This is a genomic window from Bacillus sp. FSL R5-0416, from assembly GCF_037975425.1.
In the GTDB taxonomy this organism is placed as follows: domain Bacteria; phylum Bacillota; class Bacilli; order Bacillales; family Bacillaceae; genus Bacillus; species Bacillus subtilis.
This window is the reverse complement of the sequence record NZ_CP150252.1, coordinates 1,554,574-1,570,510: the sequence shown is the minus strand read 5'-3', so window position 1 is coordinate 1,570,510 and position 15,937 is coordinate 1,554,574. Positions and strand designations below refer to the sequence as shown.

The following is a 15,937-nucleotide window of genomic DNA, read 5'->3' as shown; positions in this document are numbered from 1 at the left end:
TCTGAAGTCCCCTTATATCTCTTCTAACCATCTGTTTCACTCCACATTTTCTATATAAAAAACAAAGAGTGTATATCAAATGATATACACTCTTTGTTTTTTATGCTTTTTCAATTTCAAGGAGCAGATCTCCCGTTTGGATCGGCTCACCATTTTTCACATGAACCTGCTTGATTGTTCCTGAGAAAGGCGCCTGAACCGTTGTTTCCATTTTCATCGCTTCATTAATCATCAAATGATCACCTTTATTGACTTTTGTGCCTGCTTCAGCCAATACCTTAATAACTGTTCCAGGCATGGAAGCTGCGATGTGGCTTGGATTTGTCCGGTCTGCTTTCAGCCTTTCCTGAACGGAAGACTTAATGCTTTCATCTTTAATGACTACTTCACGCGGCTGCCCGTTGAGTTCGAAATAAACGACGCGGGTGGCATCAGGCTGAGGCTCACCGATTGAAATCAGCTTAACGATCAGCGTTTTGCCGCGTTCAATTTCAACTTCTATCTCTTCACCTAATGTCATACCGTAGAAGAATGTCGGTGTATCTAATACCGAGATGTCTCCATAGCTTTCTGTCGTTTTCACATAATCAGTGAAGACTTTAGGATAAAGGGCATATGCCACAGCATCCTGATCTGAAATTTCCAAGTTATGCTGCTCTTTAAATTCCTGTTTGATCGCTTCAAATGACACCGGCTCAAGCAGTTCGCCCGGTCTGACTGTAATCGGCTCCTGTCCTTTTAAGATCAGCTTTTGCAGTTTTTCCGGGAATCCGCCATGAGGCTGGCCGATATTTCCTTTAAAAAGCTCCACGACAGAATCAGGGAAATCTAAAGATTCACCTTTTTCGTAAACGTCTTTTTCAGTCAGATTGTTTTGCACCATGTAGAGTGCCATATCTCCGACTACTTTTGAGGAAGGCGTTACCTTGACGATGTCACCGAACATATCGTTCACGCGTCTGTACATTTCCTTGACTTCGTTCCAGCGGTCGCCAAGGCCTACTCCCTTGGCTTGCTGCTGCAGGTTGCTGTATTGGCCCCCTGGCATTTCGTGTTCATAAATTTCAGTATGCGGAGACTTCATTCCGCTTTCAAATTCACTATAATATTTACGCACCGACTCCCAATATTGGGACAGCAATTCAACGCCTTGGACATTCATTTCCGGACGGCGGTCGTTGCCTTCCATCGCATGATAAAATCCGCTCGCGCTAGGCTGTGACGTTAATCCCGCCATTGAGCTGACCGCCACGTCTATGATATCAACGCCGGCTTCAACAGCTTTCGCATACATATAAATACCGTTTCCGCTCGTATCATGCGTATGAAGGTGAACCGGAATGTCGATCGTTTCTTTCAACGCAGAAACGAGCTCATATGCAGCCTGCGGTTTTAACAGCCCTGCCATATCTTTAATCCCGAGAATATGGGCTCCGGCCGCCTCAAGCTCCTTCGCCATCGATGTATAATATGCAAGGTCGTACTTCGTCCGGTTCTTGTCAAGGATATCTCCCGTATAACAAATCGCAGCTTCTGCCACTTTGCCGGTATCCCTAACAGCATCAATGGCTAACGTCATCCCTTTTACCCAGTTTAAGCTGTCGAAAATACGAAACACATCAATACCGGATTGAGCTGATTGCTTCACAAATTCTTTAATCACATTGTCCGGATAATTCGTATAGCCGACCGCATTTGATGAGCGTAGCAGCATCTGGAATAAGGTATTCGGCACTTCTTTGCGAAGATCTTCCAAACGCTTCCACGGATCTTCTTTCAGGAATCGGTAGGCTACATCGAAGGTCGCGCCTCCCCACATTTCCATACTGAATAGTTCAGGCCATAACGCAGCCGTCGGATTTGCGATTTTTTTCAAATCATGCGATCTGATTCTAGTTGCCAATAACGATTGGTGGGCATCCCTGAATGTCGTATCAGTTAAAAGGACAGATTTCTGCTCCTTAACCCAATTTGCAAGCCCTTCTGCGCCTTTTTCATCGAGAATTTGCTTTGTTCCTTTGGCAGGCTGCTGATCAACGTCTACTTTTACGCTTAACGGTTTGTCAAACGCCGGTTTTTCTTTTTTCCCGATTCCGGGGAAACCGTTTACTGTCACATTGCCGATGTAAGTGAGCATTTTCGTTCCGCGGTCTTTTTGTTTAGGGAAATTAAATAATTCAGGCGTTGTATCAATGAAAGATGTATCATATTGCCCTGTCAGGAACTTCTCATGTTTTGCAACGTTCTCAAGGAATGGAATGTTCGTTTTTATGCCTCTGATTCTAAACTCCTGAAGGTTTCGCACCATTTTGGCAGCTGCCTGTTCAAACGTTAAAGCCCAAGTTGAAAGCTTAACGAGAAGTGAATCATAGTAAGGTGTGATCACGGCGCCCTGGAAGCTGTTTCCGGTATCAAGACGGACACCAAAACCGCCGCCTGAGCGGTAAGCCATGATTTTTCCTGTATCAGGCATGAAATCATTTTGCGGATCCTCAGTCGTAACCCGTGACTGAATGGCATAGCCGATTGTAAAAATGTCCTTTTGCTCAGGAATATTTACTTTTTTGCTGTGAAGGCTGTGCCCTTGGGCAACAAGGATCTGAGTTTGAACAATATCGACACCAGTAATCATTTCTGTTATCGTGTGTTCAACTTGTACGCGAGGGTTTACTTCAATAAAGTAGAACTCGTTGTTTGCAACAAGGAATTCGACCGTCCCCGCATTTATATAGTTTACATTTTTGGCAAGCGCAACTGCCGCCTCACAAATTTGGTCCCTTAATTCAGGTGACAGCGAGACACTCGGCGCCACTTCAATGACCTTTTGATGGCGTCTTTGAACGGAGCAATCCCTTTCAAAAAGATGGACGACATTTCCCTGCTTGTCTCCAATGACCTGAACCTCAATATGTTTCGGATTCTCAATTAATTTTTCTACATAAACTTCATCATTGCCAAAGGCTGCTTTCGCCTCTGATTTAGCACGCTCATATGCTTCTTTAACTTCACTTTCAGATCTGACAATCCGCATACCGCGGCCGCCGCCGCCAAGCGAGGCTTTAATGATGATCGGATAACCGTTAGCTTGTCCAAATTGTTCGACGGCTTCAAGCGTTTCGGCAGGACCGTCGCTTCCCGGAATCACGGGGATTCCCGCTTTTTCTGCCTGCTCACGCGCTTTTACCTTGTCACCAAACATATCGAGATGCTCGGATTTTGGACCAATGAATACGATGCCTTCTTCTTCACATCGTCTCGCAAAATGAATATTTTCAGATAAGAAACCGTATCCCGGATGAATTGCATCGACTTTGTTTCTTTTCGCAATATCAATGATACCTTCAATATCCAGGTAAGCATCAATCGGTTTTTTCCCTTCACCGACCAAGTATGCTTCATCCGCTTTGTACCGATGGTAGGAACCGGAATCTTCTTTTGAATAGACCGCAACTGTTCGAATATTCAACTCGGTACACGCCCGGAATATTCGGATTGCAATTTCTCCCCTGTTTGCTACTAATACTTTTTGTATCGATTGCTGAGACAAACTTTTCTCCCCCTTACCCGAATGGAATATAATCTATCATAGCGGAATATCCTTCCCCTGTACACACTTGTTTTTTACAGATAAACAGTTTTTTTGAGCTGTTTCTTTTTCATTCCCTTCGGCGCCAAGGGCTCTTTCTTTTTCTTATTCTCTGAATATTTCACAAACATGCTGATATTCGCTAATATCCCCATACTCCCCAGCAGCAGCACCAAAGAAGAGCCCCCGTAACTGATAAATGGCAGAGTAACCCCTGTAATCGGAATTAATCCGCTGACACCGCCAAGGTTAATAAACGACTGGATGGCAATCATGCTTGAAATGCCGATCGCCAGAAGACTTCCAAACGGGTCCTCACATTTTCTGGCAATATAAAAACCTTTTATGACGACAAAACCCAATAAGAAAATCACAAACAATACCCCAAAAATGCCGAGCTCTTCAGCAATGACAGCCATAATAAAGTCAGTGTGTGATTCAGGCAGATATCCGTATTTTTGGATACTTTCACCGAGCCCCAGGCCGAAAATGCCGCCTGAGCTGATCGCATAATAAGAATTGATCACTTGCAAACCTGATGAATTTGCATACTTAAATGGGTCTTCAAGACTCTCAAAACGCGCCAAACGGCCTTTAGTTAAAATTTGATCCTGATTTAAATAGAGAATCGGGCTGACTAAAATGAAAACAATTCCGCCGAGCAAAAGCAGCCTCACCAGCGTCTTTCCGCTGAATCCGGAGCACAAGATCATGCACGTCGCAATTAACCCTATAATCATGGCTGTACCGAAATCTGGCTGCATGGCAATTAACCCGCAAATTATAAGCGTCATGACTACCGGAGGGGCTACTCCCGTTAACAGATGGTCGATATAACTTTGTTTTTTTGCATATACGGCTGCAAGGTATAAAATCACGACCAGTTTCACAAACTCCCCAGGCTGAATACTCATTCCGCCGATTTTAAACCAGCTCTGCGCGTTTCCGGCAACATGCCCGAAAACAAACAGTGAGATAAGCGCAAGAACAGATACAAGCAGTATCCCCTTCTGAAACTTTTGATGGGCCAGTGCCTTGTAAGGAAACAACGCCATGAGAATAAATAGAGCGCCACCCGCAATTAAAGCAAACAGCTGCCGCATGAAGAAAAAATTACTGCTTACTCCATACCGGGAGACAGCTGTAATCATGCTTGAGCTGTATACCATCACTAAACCGAATCCGCATAATAAAACGATTGCGAATATCAGTGAGTAATCATAAGATTTTAGCATTTTTTTTAACATAACATCCTCTTCCCTGCTTCTAACTTCCATTATCTATGGTTTTTATGTATTTATCTTTTTTATTTTACTACAATTTATCAAACGAGACGAAGAATCTCTATACGATTCGGAAGGAATGTGTAAAAAAAGTCCGTCTTTTATGAGATGAGAGAAAAATAGCGGTTATAAAAAAACCCAAACTGTTAATAAGTTTGAGTTTTATCATTTATTTAGCTGTAAACGCGTCATGTAAAGCAGACAATTCGCGTTCCAATGTGTATAAAAGGTCTTTACCGTCTTTTTCATCAACCAATCCCAGGCGGACAGCAAAATCGATTTCCCTCGAAAGCCCGAACATTTGAGTATCTAAAACCTCTTCATATAGAGGACATTGAGGCATCGTTAAGTTATCCATTTGTACTCGGATCAGCTTCAAAATCTTCTCAGCGTCCACTTTTAAGAGTTCAAAAGCTTTTTGCCGATGGTCAACTATCATCTCTGAAGCCAAAAGTATCCCTCCGTTCCCCAGGCGAGTACCTAATTCTTCTATTTATCATAAAGGGTATCAACAGAAAATGCAAGAGGATTTAAGCATATGACATAAATTAAAAAATACTCAGCCTGTACATCTCAGACATTATTTCCAAAAGCTTTACACCTGCAATGCTGTTCCCTTTTTCGTCTAATGCGGGGCCGAATATGCCGATCCCGAAATCGCAAGGCGAAATGCCCATAATCCCGCCGGATACGCCGCTTTTCGCAGGAATTCCGACCTTAATTGCGAATTCCCCGCTTGCATTGTACATTCCGCACGTCACCATAAACGTTTTGCAAATTCTAGCGACATCTTTTGAGATGACTTGCTCCCCAGTCTCTGGATGTCTGCCGTTCAATGCAAATACAGATCCGATTTTCGCTAAATCCAAGCTGTTCATCTCAATCGCGCATTGCTTCGTGTATAAATCCATTACTGCTTCTACATCATCTTCAAAAATGCCGTACTGCTTCATATAATAACACATCGCCCGATTAATCATTGAAGTGCTGTATTCAGATTCAGCCACTTCCCGGCAGTATGTAATCTCTTGGTTGTTTGTCAGCCTTCTGATAAAAGAAAGCAAATAATCAAGTCTCTCTTTCACCGTTCTTCCTCTTATCAGACTTGTCACTACCAATGCCCCGGCATTAATCATAGGGTTTAACGGCTTGCTCGGATTCACCGTTTCGAGCTTGATAATTGAATTAAACGGATCACCGGTCGGCTCCTGTCCAACATAACTGAAGACCTTATCTTTGCCGTATTCCATTAACACCAAAGCAAGGGAAAGGACTTTCGATATACTTTGAAGCGTAAATGTTTTTTCTACGTCACCTGCTGACAGACAAACATTATTGGAATAATAAATCGCCACTGACAGGTCGTGTTTATCAGCTTTTGCCAAGGCGGGAATATAGCTGGCTACCTCCCCCTTGTCCGTTACTTTTTTCGCCTTTTTCACTAAGGCTTCAAGCTCATCATTATGCCGGCATACCATGCAAACACCCTCGTTCCCTCAGCATTTCAATACACATAATTTGTACACAAAGTGACAATTCATGCGAAAACTTTTATAATTTTGAGAGAAGGGGGTCATATCATGAGCGTTATCCAAGTAAAAGGTAATGTTACATATCCAATTACCATTGATCCAAGCGTATGGATTTTTGATGATCGCAAATTTTCGTTTGACCGCAAAGGGGACAGTCAAGACACACAATCAGCCGGGGATGAATCAGACCTTGATCCGGAACGCGTCATCAGAGAGGGGCGAATCGCGCCGCCTACATTAAAGACGGAAAAGCAATATGAGAAGCAAAAACTGATGAACGGCAGTTTCGCAATGAGACTTGGGACTGTCCTGAAAAATGCTGAGCCGAACAGCTCTGCGACACAATGTGTATTTGTCACAAGTTCGGGAAAGGCCGCCGTTTCTCTGGAAACCGCTCTGAACAGTATTGTCCATTTCAGTGAGGCAGGCAAGCCGATTCAAGAAGGCGGCCCCGTGCATATTTACTTTGAAGACCCGGTCCATCACAAACAGCCGATTACCGATGTAAAAGAGATCGAAATCATTTAATGTTACAGCAAATCAGCTGCGAGCTGGGCGAGACCTGATCTCTCACCTTTTAACAGCTTCACGCTGCCTGAGATGGGTTGTCCTTTAAACCGCTCAACCACATAGGCCAAACCATTATTCAGACTGTCTAAATATGGGTGATCAATTTGTTCAGGGTCACCCATTAAGACAATTTTACTGCCTTCACCGACTCTCGTCAGCAAAGTTTTCACCTCATGCCTGGTCAAATTTTGCGCTTCATCAATGATAATAAATTGATCTGGAATGCTTCTCCCTCTGATATAAGTCAGCGCCTCTACCTGAATTGAGCCAATTCCCGCCAAAATAGCATCAAGCTCCCCTGGTTTTTTCGCATTAAACAGAAACTCTAAGTTGTCAAAAATCGGCTGCATCCAAGGCTTTAGCTTTTCCTCTTTTTCGCCTGGCAAATATCCGATGTCCTTGCCAACAGGAACAATCGGCCTTGCGACGACCAACTTTTTGTATATTCCCAAGTCTTCTGTCTGTAATAGCCCTGCCGCCAAAGCTAAGAGCGTTTTGCCGGTTCCCGCTTTGCCGATCAGGGTGACAAGCGGAATATCTTCCCGCAGCAAAAGCTCTAATGCCATTGTCTGCTGTACATTTTTCGGCCTGATTCCCCATATATGTTCATCATCAAATACGAGTCTTTTTAATACCGTTCCGGTTTTATCTGCAATTCCGACTGCCGAGGAGGATCCTCCTAGCTCATCCTTCATTAAAGCAAACTGATTCGGATAAAACGCATGCTGTTTCACATCGTTTACTGAAATTTGATTTTTTCCGTAAAAAGAGCTGAACAGCTGCTGACTGATATATAAATCTTTATAGCCGCTGTACATTTCATCATTGTCCACAACCCGGTCATTCAAGAAATCTTCAGCAAGCAGTCCGATTGCGTCGGCTTTAACCCTGACCAGTACATCCTTACTGACGAGGATAACCGGCCTGCCATTTTCCTTGGTTTCTTCCTCGAGGCTCAAGTTTTTCGCAACGGCTAATATGCGATTATCGTTCGTCTTTTCAATAAAGATCTCTTGCAGCTGGTGAAACGAACGATGATTCAGTTCAATTCTCAGTGTGCCGCCGGTGTCAAGCGGGACATGCTCATGCAGCCTGCCCTTTTGTCTTAGCGCATCGATTAGCTTAGATACGTGCCTTGCATTCCTTCCAACTTCGTCCATATACCGTTTTTTTGAATCAACCTCTTCTAAAACGACAGCAGGGATGACAACCTCATTTTCTTCAAAAGAAAATATCGCGTTAGGATCCTGTAATAACACATTCGTATCTAACACATAAATTTTACTCAAGTCTCAGCCTCCTGATATAAGGGTCAAAGTTCTTCCTGCTTCTCTTTTGATGAAAAAGATGAATGCCTGCTAAAATATATGTTTTTGTGCATAAAGATAGAAGGTTAATTCAACAATAAAATTAATGAAAGCATTTTAAGGAGGGAACCCGCAAGTGCGAATTCTTTTCATTATCATACAGCTGACACTTATCCTGTCCGCTTGTGCCTATCAACAAGGAAAACAGGGCCAGAATGTTGAAAAAGAATCAACAAGACAGCAGGAGACTAAACCGATTCACGTAAAGGACACAACTCAAGAAACAAAAAACAATGGAACAAGAACGGATATTGCCAAACATCTTGTCAGCGTTGCTGAAAAAAACCCCGACGTCAAGGATGCAACAGCCGTTGTGCTGGGAGGTTATGCTGTTGTTGGGATTGATGTCGATGATACTTTGGACAGAAGCAAAGTGGAAACCATTAAATATTCTGTAGCTCAGGCGCTAAAGAATGATCGATATGGCGCCAACGCAGTAGTCATTGCTGATCCCGATACGGTCAGCCGCCTTCGCGAAATGAGCAGAGAAATCAGCGAGGGCCGTCCGGTAACAGGCATACTGGATGAATTAGCTGCAATTGTCGGCCGAGTGCTTCCCGAAGTGCCTAACGATGTGATTGACAATGAAGACGAACCGCAAACAAAGCAGCAAAATGACCAATTAAATAGAAAACAGCAGCAGGAAATGGAGAAGGAGCAAAACGATCAATCTGATCATCATATGAAAATGAACAACAATGACTAAGCTATAGCCTTGCGCTTTAGCTTTTTCTTATTTTGGACAGCTTCTGATCCGTGCTATAATACATGTTAGTGAAAGAGGTGATATGATGAGGGTCAAATGTTCTATTTGCGATAAAATTGAAACAATTGATGATGATACCCTGATCGCGAAACGGCTTCGAAACCGCCCGATCCATACATATATGTGCCAGGAATGCCACGATCGGATTGCCAAAAAAACAGAGGAACGGCTGAAAACGGGAAAATTTACTTTTCACCCGGGACAGCAGAAAAAAGAAAAAGTCAAAAAATAAAGCGGCCGCTTAACCATACAGAACACAAAAAAGACTCAGCTTTCAGCTGAGTCTTTTATGATTTTGCAGACTGTCCTTTTTTCGACTGATACAGCCGGATTTTGTAAATGATTAAAATCAGCGCAGCGACGACCAATCCTTCTGCCACGGGCAAAAACACCCCTAAAAAAGTCAAAACAGTGCAGCCCAACGCCAAAAATACATACACCACTGCAGATTTTAATACAGGAAGCCGTTTAGCAAATCCAAGCTTAAATACAATAACGGCCAACACAAAAATCGTGCCGTACAGCAGCCACATGCCTGCCGCAGGCTGCCGGTCTACTTGATATAGAGCGGCGAAGAACGACAGACGTTCGCTTACGTCATTCAAAAAGATTCCCTCCCCTGTAAACGTACGGGTTCTATCTTTTCAAATTCTGCACGAGATTAAGACAATCCTGCTGTTTTTTTCTTTTTAGCTGCTTTTTCACGTTCGTTCTTATTGAGGATCTTCTTTCTTAAACGGATGGATTCAGGTGTTACTTCACAATATTCATCTTCGTTTAAGTACTCTAGAGACTCCTCAAGAGACATGATGCGCGCTTTTTTAATTGTAGTTGTCTGATCCTTTGTCGCGGAACGGACGTTTGTTTGCTGTTTCATTTTGCTGACGTTAACAACAAGGTCATTGTCACGGTTATGCTCTCCAACGATCATTCCTTCGTATACTTCAGTACCCGGCTCAACGAAGATGACACCGCGGTCTTCAATTCCTTGAATACCGTATGATGTTGCTTTTCCGTTTTCCATTGACACAAGTACACCTTGACGGCGTCCGCCGACTTGGCCCGCCTGCATCGGCTGGTAGCTGTCAAACGTATGGTTCAAAATACCGAATCCGCGTGTTAATGATAGGAATTCTGTAGAGTAACCGATCAATCCGCGGGAAGGAACTGTAAAGATGAGACGGACTTGGCCGTTTCCGTTGTTGATCATATCAACCATTTCGCCTTTGCGGGCACCCATTGATTCCATGACAGAGCCAGTATGCTCTTCAGGAACATCAATTTGCACACGTTCAACAGGCTCACAGCGTACGCCGTCGATTTCTTTGATAATAACTTCAGGTTTTGACACTTGAAGCTCATAGCCCTCACGGCGCATATTTTCAATTAAAATTGACAAGTGCAGCTCACCGCGTCCTGAAACAACCCAAGCATCAGGAGAAGCTGTTGGCTCAACACGCAAGCTCACATCCGTCTGAAGCTGTGATTGAAGACGCTCTTCGATTTTGCGGGCCGTTACATATTTGCCTTCACGGCCTGCAAACGGACTGTTATTCACGACAAATGTCATTTGAAGTGTCGGCTCATCAATTCGAAGCACCGGAAGCGGATCTTGATGGTCTACAGGACATACCGTTTCACCAACGTTGATATCTTCCATCCCGGAAACCGCAACGAGGTCTCCCGCTTTTGCTTCTTCAATTTCCACACGCTTTAAGCCTTGGAAACCAAAAATCTTTGTAACACGGAATGACTTTGCCGTTCCGTCAAGCTTCATAAGAGAAACCTGCTGTCCGACTTTCATTGTGCCGCGGAATACGCGTCCGATTCCGATACGGCCTACATAGTCGTTGTAGTCAAGAAGGGCAACTTGGAATTGAAGCGGCTCCTCTGCATTATCAACAGGTGCCGGAACATGCTTAATAATGGTTTCATATAAAGCTTCCATGTTTTCATCCTGTTGTTTCGGATCAAGACTCGCTGTTCCATTAATCGCGGAAGCATATACCACTGGGAACTCAAGCTGCTCTTCATTAGCATCAAGCTCAATGAACAGATCCAGAACTTCATCGATAACTTCCTCTGGACGAGCAAAGTCACGGTCAATTTTGTTTACAACAACAACAGGGTTCAGGTTTTGCTCAAGAGCTTTTTTCAGAACAAAACGAGTTTGAGGCATACAGCCTTCATATGCGTCAACGACAAGCACTACGCCGTCAACCATTTTCATAATCCGTTCTACTTCTCCCCCAAAGTCTGCGTGTCCAGGGGTGTCCAAAATATTGATACGTGTATCTTTATAGTTAATCGCAGTATTTTTCGCCAATATTGTAATGCCGCGTTCGCGTTCAAGATCATTAGAGTCCATTGCGCGTTCAGCAACCTGTTCGTTGGCACGGAACGTACCAGCCTGATGTAAAAGCTGATCGACTAAAGTCGTTTTCCCATGGTCAACGTGGGCAATAATCGCGATGTTGCGAAGATCATTTCGAAGTTTCACTTTTTCATCTCCTAAAAAAATTAGATAACTTTCATATTATACCACACATCCTCTTTAAAAGCGTCACGTTTTTCAGTAAACTTAATATAAGACGTAAAAGGGGATGGAATTTATGAAAAAAATGAATTGGCTTTTACTATTATTTGCATTTGCAGCGGTTTTCAGCATTATGCTGATCGGCGTCTTTATCGCTGAAAAAAGCCCTGCAGGCATCATCGCCAGCATTGTACTTGTTTGCGCTGTCATGGGCGGCGGATTTACATTAAAAAAGAAAATGCGCGAACAAGGCTTGCTTGATTAAAAGCATTGCCCCGCCGGCGACATTGTAATCAAAAAACACCGCAAAGATAGCGGTGTTTTTCATTTCTTAAGCCTTATCTCCCCTGTTTCTTAGTCAGGAAGATGCAAAACAGCCTTCATACATAGACAATCGTTCTAACGATCACACGTGCAGCCTTCAAAAAGTAGTTCGGCAACGATACACATAAAATACCATAGCGCCTATTCCTCCACCGGAAACTACTCCCTATAATGGAATTTGTAGCACAATTCATAAAAGGGAGAGAAGAAACATGAAGAAAACATTTGTAAAAAAAGCTATGTTAACGACTGCCGCAATGACATCAGCTGCTCTATTAACGTTCGGTCCTGATGCAGCCAGCGCAAAAACACTGGTTGATAACACTGCTGTTCAACTCCAGCATCAGGCGAGCACTAACGAAGATCTCAATACATTCATTGATATATTAAATCAATGTATATACGAACAAGACGGTGTATATTATTTTGACAGCGAAAAAGCTGTCGAGTTAGGAATGACAAAAGAAGAGGCTCAGGTAATTGCTACACTCTGGGAATCGACATCAGAATTTTTCAGCATTGTTTCACAATGTGTGTATCTCGAGGATGGAAATTACAAATTTGATACAGAAAAAGCAGTTGAACTTGGCTTCACAGAAAAAGAAGCACTTGCACTTGAACAATTTTTCTCCACTGTTTCTCTCAAGATTCACATTCTTCAAGCAGCCATTGTGCTACAAGATGATGTGTACAGCTATGATAAAGACGCAGCGCTACAAGCAGGTGCAACGCCACTGCAAGCTGACGTTTATGAAAAACTCTTCAGTGCCATGTCACAAGAACAGCTTGCCGCTATTTACGATATGATTCATCCCCAGGCTTAATGTGAAAAAGCGCTTGCCGGAATCGGACAAGCGCTTTTTTTATATCAGCAATTTGATGATCAGCATCATGGCAACCGCCGCTCCAAACCAGCAGGCAGCTTTCATGATAAGTAATCCATAGTACCTCTGTTTAAAACGCAGTTCTTCTTCCGGCAGATAAGCCTCCTCAACGGCCTGTTCGCTTTCCAATTCAAATGGCTCAGCCATCGTGTCATACATGTCTCTGCAGCTGCTGCACATTTTTAAATGCTCTTCTATAACGTGTTCCGTTTCTCTTTTACAATCACCTTCAAGATACAGAGGAAGCAGGTCTCTTACTAGAAAGCAGGTCATATCCGCTCCTCCTCTCTACTTTTCGTCATGTTTTTCTTAAGTTCTAATCTAGCCCGGTGCAATGTGGTTTTCACCTTAGAAAGACTCCATCCTAATATCTCAGCGATTTCTTCATAAGAAAGCTCTTGGAATTCTCTTAAAATCAAAACGGATTGATGCTGATCTTTTAACTTCAGGAGCTCCTGCCGCAGTGTTTCGCTTTTCACCGTCCGTGACAGATACTGTTCAGGCTGCTCATAAGTTGTTTGCGTTACCCCTTCATTTTTGCTGATATCAGTAAATTGGTATTTGACATCCCTGCGGTACCAATTGATAAAGGTATGATGCGCAATGGTGTAGAGCCATGTTCTGATGGAAGAATGCCCCCTAAACGAAGCCAGACCGTTAAGAGCTTTCACAAACGTGTCCTGCGCTAAGTCCTTGGCTGTTTCAAGATGATGAGTCCTTCTGAATAAATAATTTAAAATTTCTTGATAATACTGCCGATACAAGTCCTCAATGGAATCCCTATGCTTCATTAAAAGTAAAACCACACCGTCATCCAAATGGCCAATAAAATGAAACAGATATACATGGAAGACAGGTATACTTTCATATATCTGATTTGGCTTTCTTCTTCAGCACCAGGACTTCTCTTTAAACAAGTTTTACTCTTTAAGTCTTCCGCATTCTTTTGAAATAGGGATTCATGCTGTTTCATCCATTCCATTGATTCATCCTCTAGCTCTCCTTCTTTATACAGGTCGTATAAGTCTACAAAAACAGATTCTTTTTCTTTATGATTCATAAAGACTTTTCACCTCTTGTGTTTCTCCATCCACTACATAGGCATCATGGCGATTTGAACCAAACGGCTGAATAATGATCAGCCATGCATAATGCCGTTCATCCTCTCTTTGAACGATAATCGGACGCATACGCTTTTTGTAAATAACATCCTGATATAGAGAAGCTACCTTTTCGTAAGCCAATGTTCCATTACGATACGTATAGGGGAATGACTGATCAGGTGTATCGCTGTATACATAAACGTTTAGCTGACCTTGATCTTCAAAAAACTCATATGTTTTAGAAGAATCAGTATACATCACCATGTCACTCTGACTGCTTTTTTTCTTCATTTCTGATACATCAGCATCGAAGACCGTTAATACCTGCCGCTGCAGCCGGCTGTTAGTCAGTGAAATTTCCTTTTTCATTGGAATCGAGAGACTGTGTAAACTACCGGATTCTCCATCAAACTCCAATACAATTCCATCTTTTGTTTCAACTATCACCATGCTTCCGAGCAGGCTGTCGCTTTCAATATCAGTGATCTGATAAGGCTGTTTCAATATGTTCAGCGCTCTAAACATTTGTTCCACTTTGTCTTGAATGTCTTGTTCTGTTATATGAACATGCAATAGAGAGTCAAGCTGGTAAATCGATGGATCTTCACTAAAACCCATTAAGGTTTCCTTTTCCCAATAAAATACCGCGCCATCATCAGCATGATCTTTTTTATGAAGCTGGTTTTTCAGGTATATACGTACGACTGTCTGGTCGTCCTCATTCGATACCTTTGTTTCGATAAGATCCTTATGTAACACACGTCCGTGTCGCTCAAGGAAAGCGATGGACTTTCGCTTGTACTCCTGATTCGTTAGCTTTTTCCCATGTGCTTTTTGTAAGTATTCATAATTACGAATCAGCTGCGATACTTCATCTACCTCAGCTTTATAACCTTTGCTTTCAAATGAGTAGAAATAATGCACATCCATGTTTGTATCATGCAAATAAAGTGTTTCATCCGTAGGAAAAAATGACTTTAGTATCTGTTCCGCTTTTTCTGATGAAATGTGCTCCCCGACAAAATTGAATGAATCATGGACATTTGCTGGCTTTGATACAGCGAAAGCAGCCGTTCCTATGTTATATATCGGATTTAACAGCAGGACAAAAAACACCAGGACAGCCATCGTCACCCACTTATTCACACGCACATAAACCTTTCCTGACTTTTGGAACAGATGATAGCTCATCAAAAATCCCGCCATTGCCAAATAAATCGTATATGGCATTACTGCACCATAATCTTTTGAGATTTGATTGGGATATGGCGCAAGCAGCAAGACAAGCAGTCCGATAATCAGCGTATAAAATAAGCCTAGTAAGATCTTATCCGTTCTCCAATACAGCTTGAAAAACACAACATCCAACACAATAGGAAGAGTAATAATGAAAAACAGAAACACGAATGCAATTGGCTCGACTCCATCCGGATTTTCCTTCCAATACGTAAAGAAACTGAATATCATTTGTACGATCGGCAAACTGACAACGGCGAGGTCGAACGTATAAAACATACCCTTTCCGCCATGATCACGCGGCATCAGCATATAGTGAAAAGCCGTCAGCAGCACATATCCGTATAACAAAAAATGCAGCAGCGGCAACAGTTCTTTTCCGTCCTCTCTTAAGTAAGCGCTGGTGAAGTTTGTTGATTGCACCTGGTGAATAAGTTCAACAGACACTCCCGCCAGCAGCACAATCCGCAACATAACACCCGCCAAGAACATTGTGCGCTGCCGGTTTATTTTGGGATGATGCCCCAAAAGATATAAACCCGCCAGAACAACAATTGACCATTGAATCAGCAGGGTGCTTTGTCTGCTTAATATAAAATAACGTTCGAAATGCAATACATAATGACTGAATAACTCCAACACGAACAACAATCCTTTACTTCTTATTAAGGCCTCATTCGGTTAGACAGCGGACTTTTCAAAAAGTTTCAAGTTGAAACAAAAATATCTCATCTTCCCCTTGATATGTAA

The 15,937-nt window shown here is 42.7% G+C and carries 16 protein-coding genes; 5 read left to right on the top strand and 11 right to left on the bottom strand.

Translation table 11 applies throughout. The features are described from left to right. Positions 1 to 100: 100 nt before the first annotated feature. The 4 genes from pyc to glsA all read right to left on the bottom strand — a co-directional run bounded on the left by pyc (position 101) and on the right by glsA (position 6,347). Entirely contained in the window at positions 101 to 3,547 is a 3,447-nt protein-coding gene (pyc, locus tag NYE20_RS08390; protein WP_032725637.1) for a pyruvate carboxylase, read from the bottom strand. A gap of 74 nt (positions 3,548 to 3,621) precedes the next feature. Beyond that, on the bottom strand, positions 3,622 to 4,833 hold the full coding sequence (gene ftsW, locus NYE20_RS08385; protein ID WP_021479353.1) for a cell division protein FtsW: 1,212 nt from the start codon (positions 4,831 to 4,833) through the stop codon (positions 3,622 to 3,624). Positions 4,834 to 5,038: 205 nt separating this feature from the next. Further along, the gene (locus NYE20_RS08380; RefSeq protein ID WP_003245286.1) at positions 5,039 to 5,320 is read right to left on the bottom strand and encodes a YlaN family protein; all 282 of its coding nucleotides are present in this window, start codon (positions 5,318 to 5,320) and stop codon (positions 5,039 to 5,041) included. 97 nt (positions 5,321 to 5,417) lie between these two features. Next, positions 5,418 to 6,347, bottom strand: coding sequence for a glutaminase A (gene glsA, locus NYE20_RS08375; RefSeq protein ID WP_161621556.1), 930 nt, complete (start codon positions 6,345 to 6,347; stop codon positions 5,418 to 5,420). Positions 6,348 to 6,449: 102 nt separating this feature from the next. On the opposite strand from glsA, the gene NYE20_RS08370 reads away from it, so the two are divergent. Next, positions 6,450 to 6,929 (top strand): hypothetical protein, encoded by a 480-nt coding sequence (locus tag NYE20_RS08370; RefSeq protein WP_101502076.1) that lies wholly within the window; start codon positions 6,450 to 6,452, stop codon positions 6,927 to 6,929. A gap of 2 nt (positions 6,930 to 6,931) precedes the next feature. Here the strand turns inward: NYE20_RS08370 and NYE20_RS08365 are convergent, their stop codons facing one another. Beyond that, a complete protein-coding gene (locus NYE20_RS08365) occupies positions 6,932 to 8,260 on the bottom strand; it encodes a PhoH family protein (protein ID WP_003245272.1) in 1,329 nt (442 codons plus the stop codon). Between the two features lie 154 nt (positions 8,261 to 8,414). Between NYE20_RS08365 and NYE20_RS08360 the strand changes: the two genes are divergently transcribed. Both NYE20_RS08360 and NYE20_RS08355 read left to right on the top strand, forming a co-directional pair. Continuing rightward, the gene (locus tag NYE20_RS08360) at positions 8,415 to 9,044 is read left to right on the top strand and encodes a YhcN/YlaJ family sporulation lipoprotein (RefSeq protein WP_161621555.1); all 630 of its coding nucleotides are present in this window, start codon (positions 8,415 to 8,417) and stop codon (positions 9,042 to 9,044) included. An 82-nt stretch (positions 9,045 to 9,126) separates the two neighbouring features. Further along, positions 9,127 to 9,336 carry a YlaI family protein gene (locus NYE20_RS08355; protein WP_003232271.1) on the top strand — a complete coding sequence of 70 codons (210 nt, stop codon included), beginning with the start codon at positions 9,127 to 9,129 and terminating at the stop codon, positions 9,334 to 9,336. Positions 9,337 to 9,391: 55 nt separating this feature from the next. Here the strand turns inward: NYE20_RS08355 and NYE20_RS08350 are convergent, their stop codons facing one another. Together NYE20_RS08350 and typA are read right to left on the bottom strand one after the other, a co-directional pair. Then, a complete protein-coding gene (locus NYE20_RS08350; protein ID WP_003232274.1) occupies positions 9,392 to 9,709 on the bottom strand; it encodes a YlaH-like family protein in 318 nt (105 codons plus the stop codon). A gap of 56 nt (positions 9,710 to 9,765) precedes the next feature. Continuing rightward, positions 9,766 to 11,604 (bottom strand): translational GTPase TypA, encoded by a 1,839-nt coding sequence (gene typA, locus NYE20_RS08345; RefSeq protein ID WP_003232278.1) that lies wholly within the window; start codon positions 11,602 to 11,604, stop codon positions 9,766 to 9,768. A 112-nt stretch (positions 11,605 to 11,716) separates the two neighbouring features. Between typA and NYE20_RS08340 the strand changes: the two genes are divergently transcribed. Together NYE20_RS08340 and NYE20_RS08335 are read left to right on the top strand one after the other, a co-directional pair. Continuing rightward, on the top strand, positions 11,717 to 11,905 hold the full coding sequence (locus tag NYE20_RS08340) for a YlaF family protein (RefSeq protein WP_003245500.1): 189 nt from the start codon (positions 11,717 to 11,719) through the stop codon (positions 11,903 to 11,905). A gap of 271 nt (positions 11,906 to 12,176) precedes the next feature. Continuing rightward, positions 12,177 to 12,788 (top strand): hypothetical protein, encoded by a 612-nt coding sequence (locus NYE20_RS08335; RefSeq protein WP_072174078.1) that lies wholly within the window; start codon positions 12,177 to 12,179, stop codon positions 12,786 to 12,788. Between the two features lie 39 nt (positions 12,789 to 12,827). On the opposite strand, the gene sigQ is transcribed toward NYE20_RS08335, so the two are convergent. Genes sigQ through NYE20_RS08315 form a run of 4 tightly spaced genes read right to left on the bottom strand, consistent with a single transcriptional unit; the run spans position 12,828 to position 15,838 of the window. After that, positions 12,828 to 13,121 carry an anti-SigP sigma factor SigQ gene (gene sigQ, locus NYE20_RS08330; protein ID WP_003232283.1) on the bottom strand — a complete coding sequence of 98 codons (294 nt, stop codon included), beginning with the start codon at positions 13,119 to 13,121 and terminating at the stop codon, positions 12,828 to 12,830. Continuing rightward, positions 13,118 to 13,639 carry an RNA polymerase sigma factor YlaC gene (gene ylaC / locus NYE20_RS08325; RefSeq protein ID WP_032725760.1) on the bottom strand — a complete coding sequence of 174 codons (522 nt, stop codon included), beginning with the start codon at positions 13,637 to 13,639 and terminating at the stop codon, positions 13,118 to 13,120. The genes sigQ and ylaC overlap by 4 nt, the downstream gene beginning before the upstream one ends. Then, entirely contained in the window at positions 13,639 to 13,908 is a 270-nt protein-coding gene (locus tag NYE20_RS08320) for a hypothetical protein (protein WP_003232287.1), read from the bottom strand. The genes ylaC and NYE20_RS08320 overlap by 1 nt, the downstream gene beginning before the upstream one ends. Further along, a complete protein-coding gene (locus NYE20_RS08315) occupies positions 13,898 to 15,838 on the bottom strand; it encodes a hypothetical protein (RefSeq protein WP_161621554.1) in 1,941 nt (646 codons plus the stop codon). The genes NYE20_RS08320 and NYE20_RS08315 overlap by 11 nt, the downstream gene beginning before the upstream one ends. Between the last annotated feature and the right edge of the window lie 99 nt (positions 15,839 to 15,937).

Bases quoted from the DNA above. Each gene is read 5' to 3' on its own strand.
- ftsW (WP_021479353.1), bottom strand. From the start codon at position 4,833: ATGTTAAAAAAAATGCTAAAATCTTATGATTACTCACTGATATTCGCA.
- glsA (WP_161621556.1), bottom strand. From the start codon at position 6,347: ATGGTATGCCGGCATAATGATGAGCTTGAAGCCTTAGTGAAAAAGGCG.
- NYE20_RS08370 (WP_101502076.1), top strand. From the start codon at position 6,450: ATGAGCGTTATCCAAGTAAAAGGTAATGTTACATATCCAATTACCATT.
- NYE20_RS08355 (WP_003232271.1), top strand. From the start codon at position 9,127: ATGATGAGGGTCAAATGTTCTATTTGCGATAAAATTGAAACAATTGAT.
- NYE20_RS08340 (WP_003245500.1), top strand. From the start codon at position 11,717: ATGAAAAAAATGAATTGGCTTTTACTATTATTTGCATTTGCAGCGGTT.
- NYE20_RS08335 (WP_072174078.1), top strand. From the start codon at position 12,177: ATGAAGAAAACATTTGTAAAAAAAGCTATGTTAACGACTGCCGCAATG.
- sigQ (WP_003232283.1), bottom strand. From the start codon at position 13,121: ATGACCTGCTTTCTAGTAAGAGACCTGCTTCCTCTGTATCTTGAAGGT.
- ylaC (WP_032725760.1), bottom strand. From the start codon at position 13,639: ATGAAGCATAGGGATTCCATTGAGGACTTGTATCGGCAGTATTATCAA.
- NYE20_RS08320 (WP_003232287.1), bottom strand. From the start codon at position 13,908: ATGAATCATAAAGAAAAAGAATCTGTTTTTGTAGACTTATACGACCTG.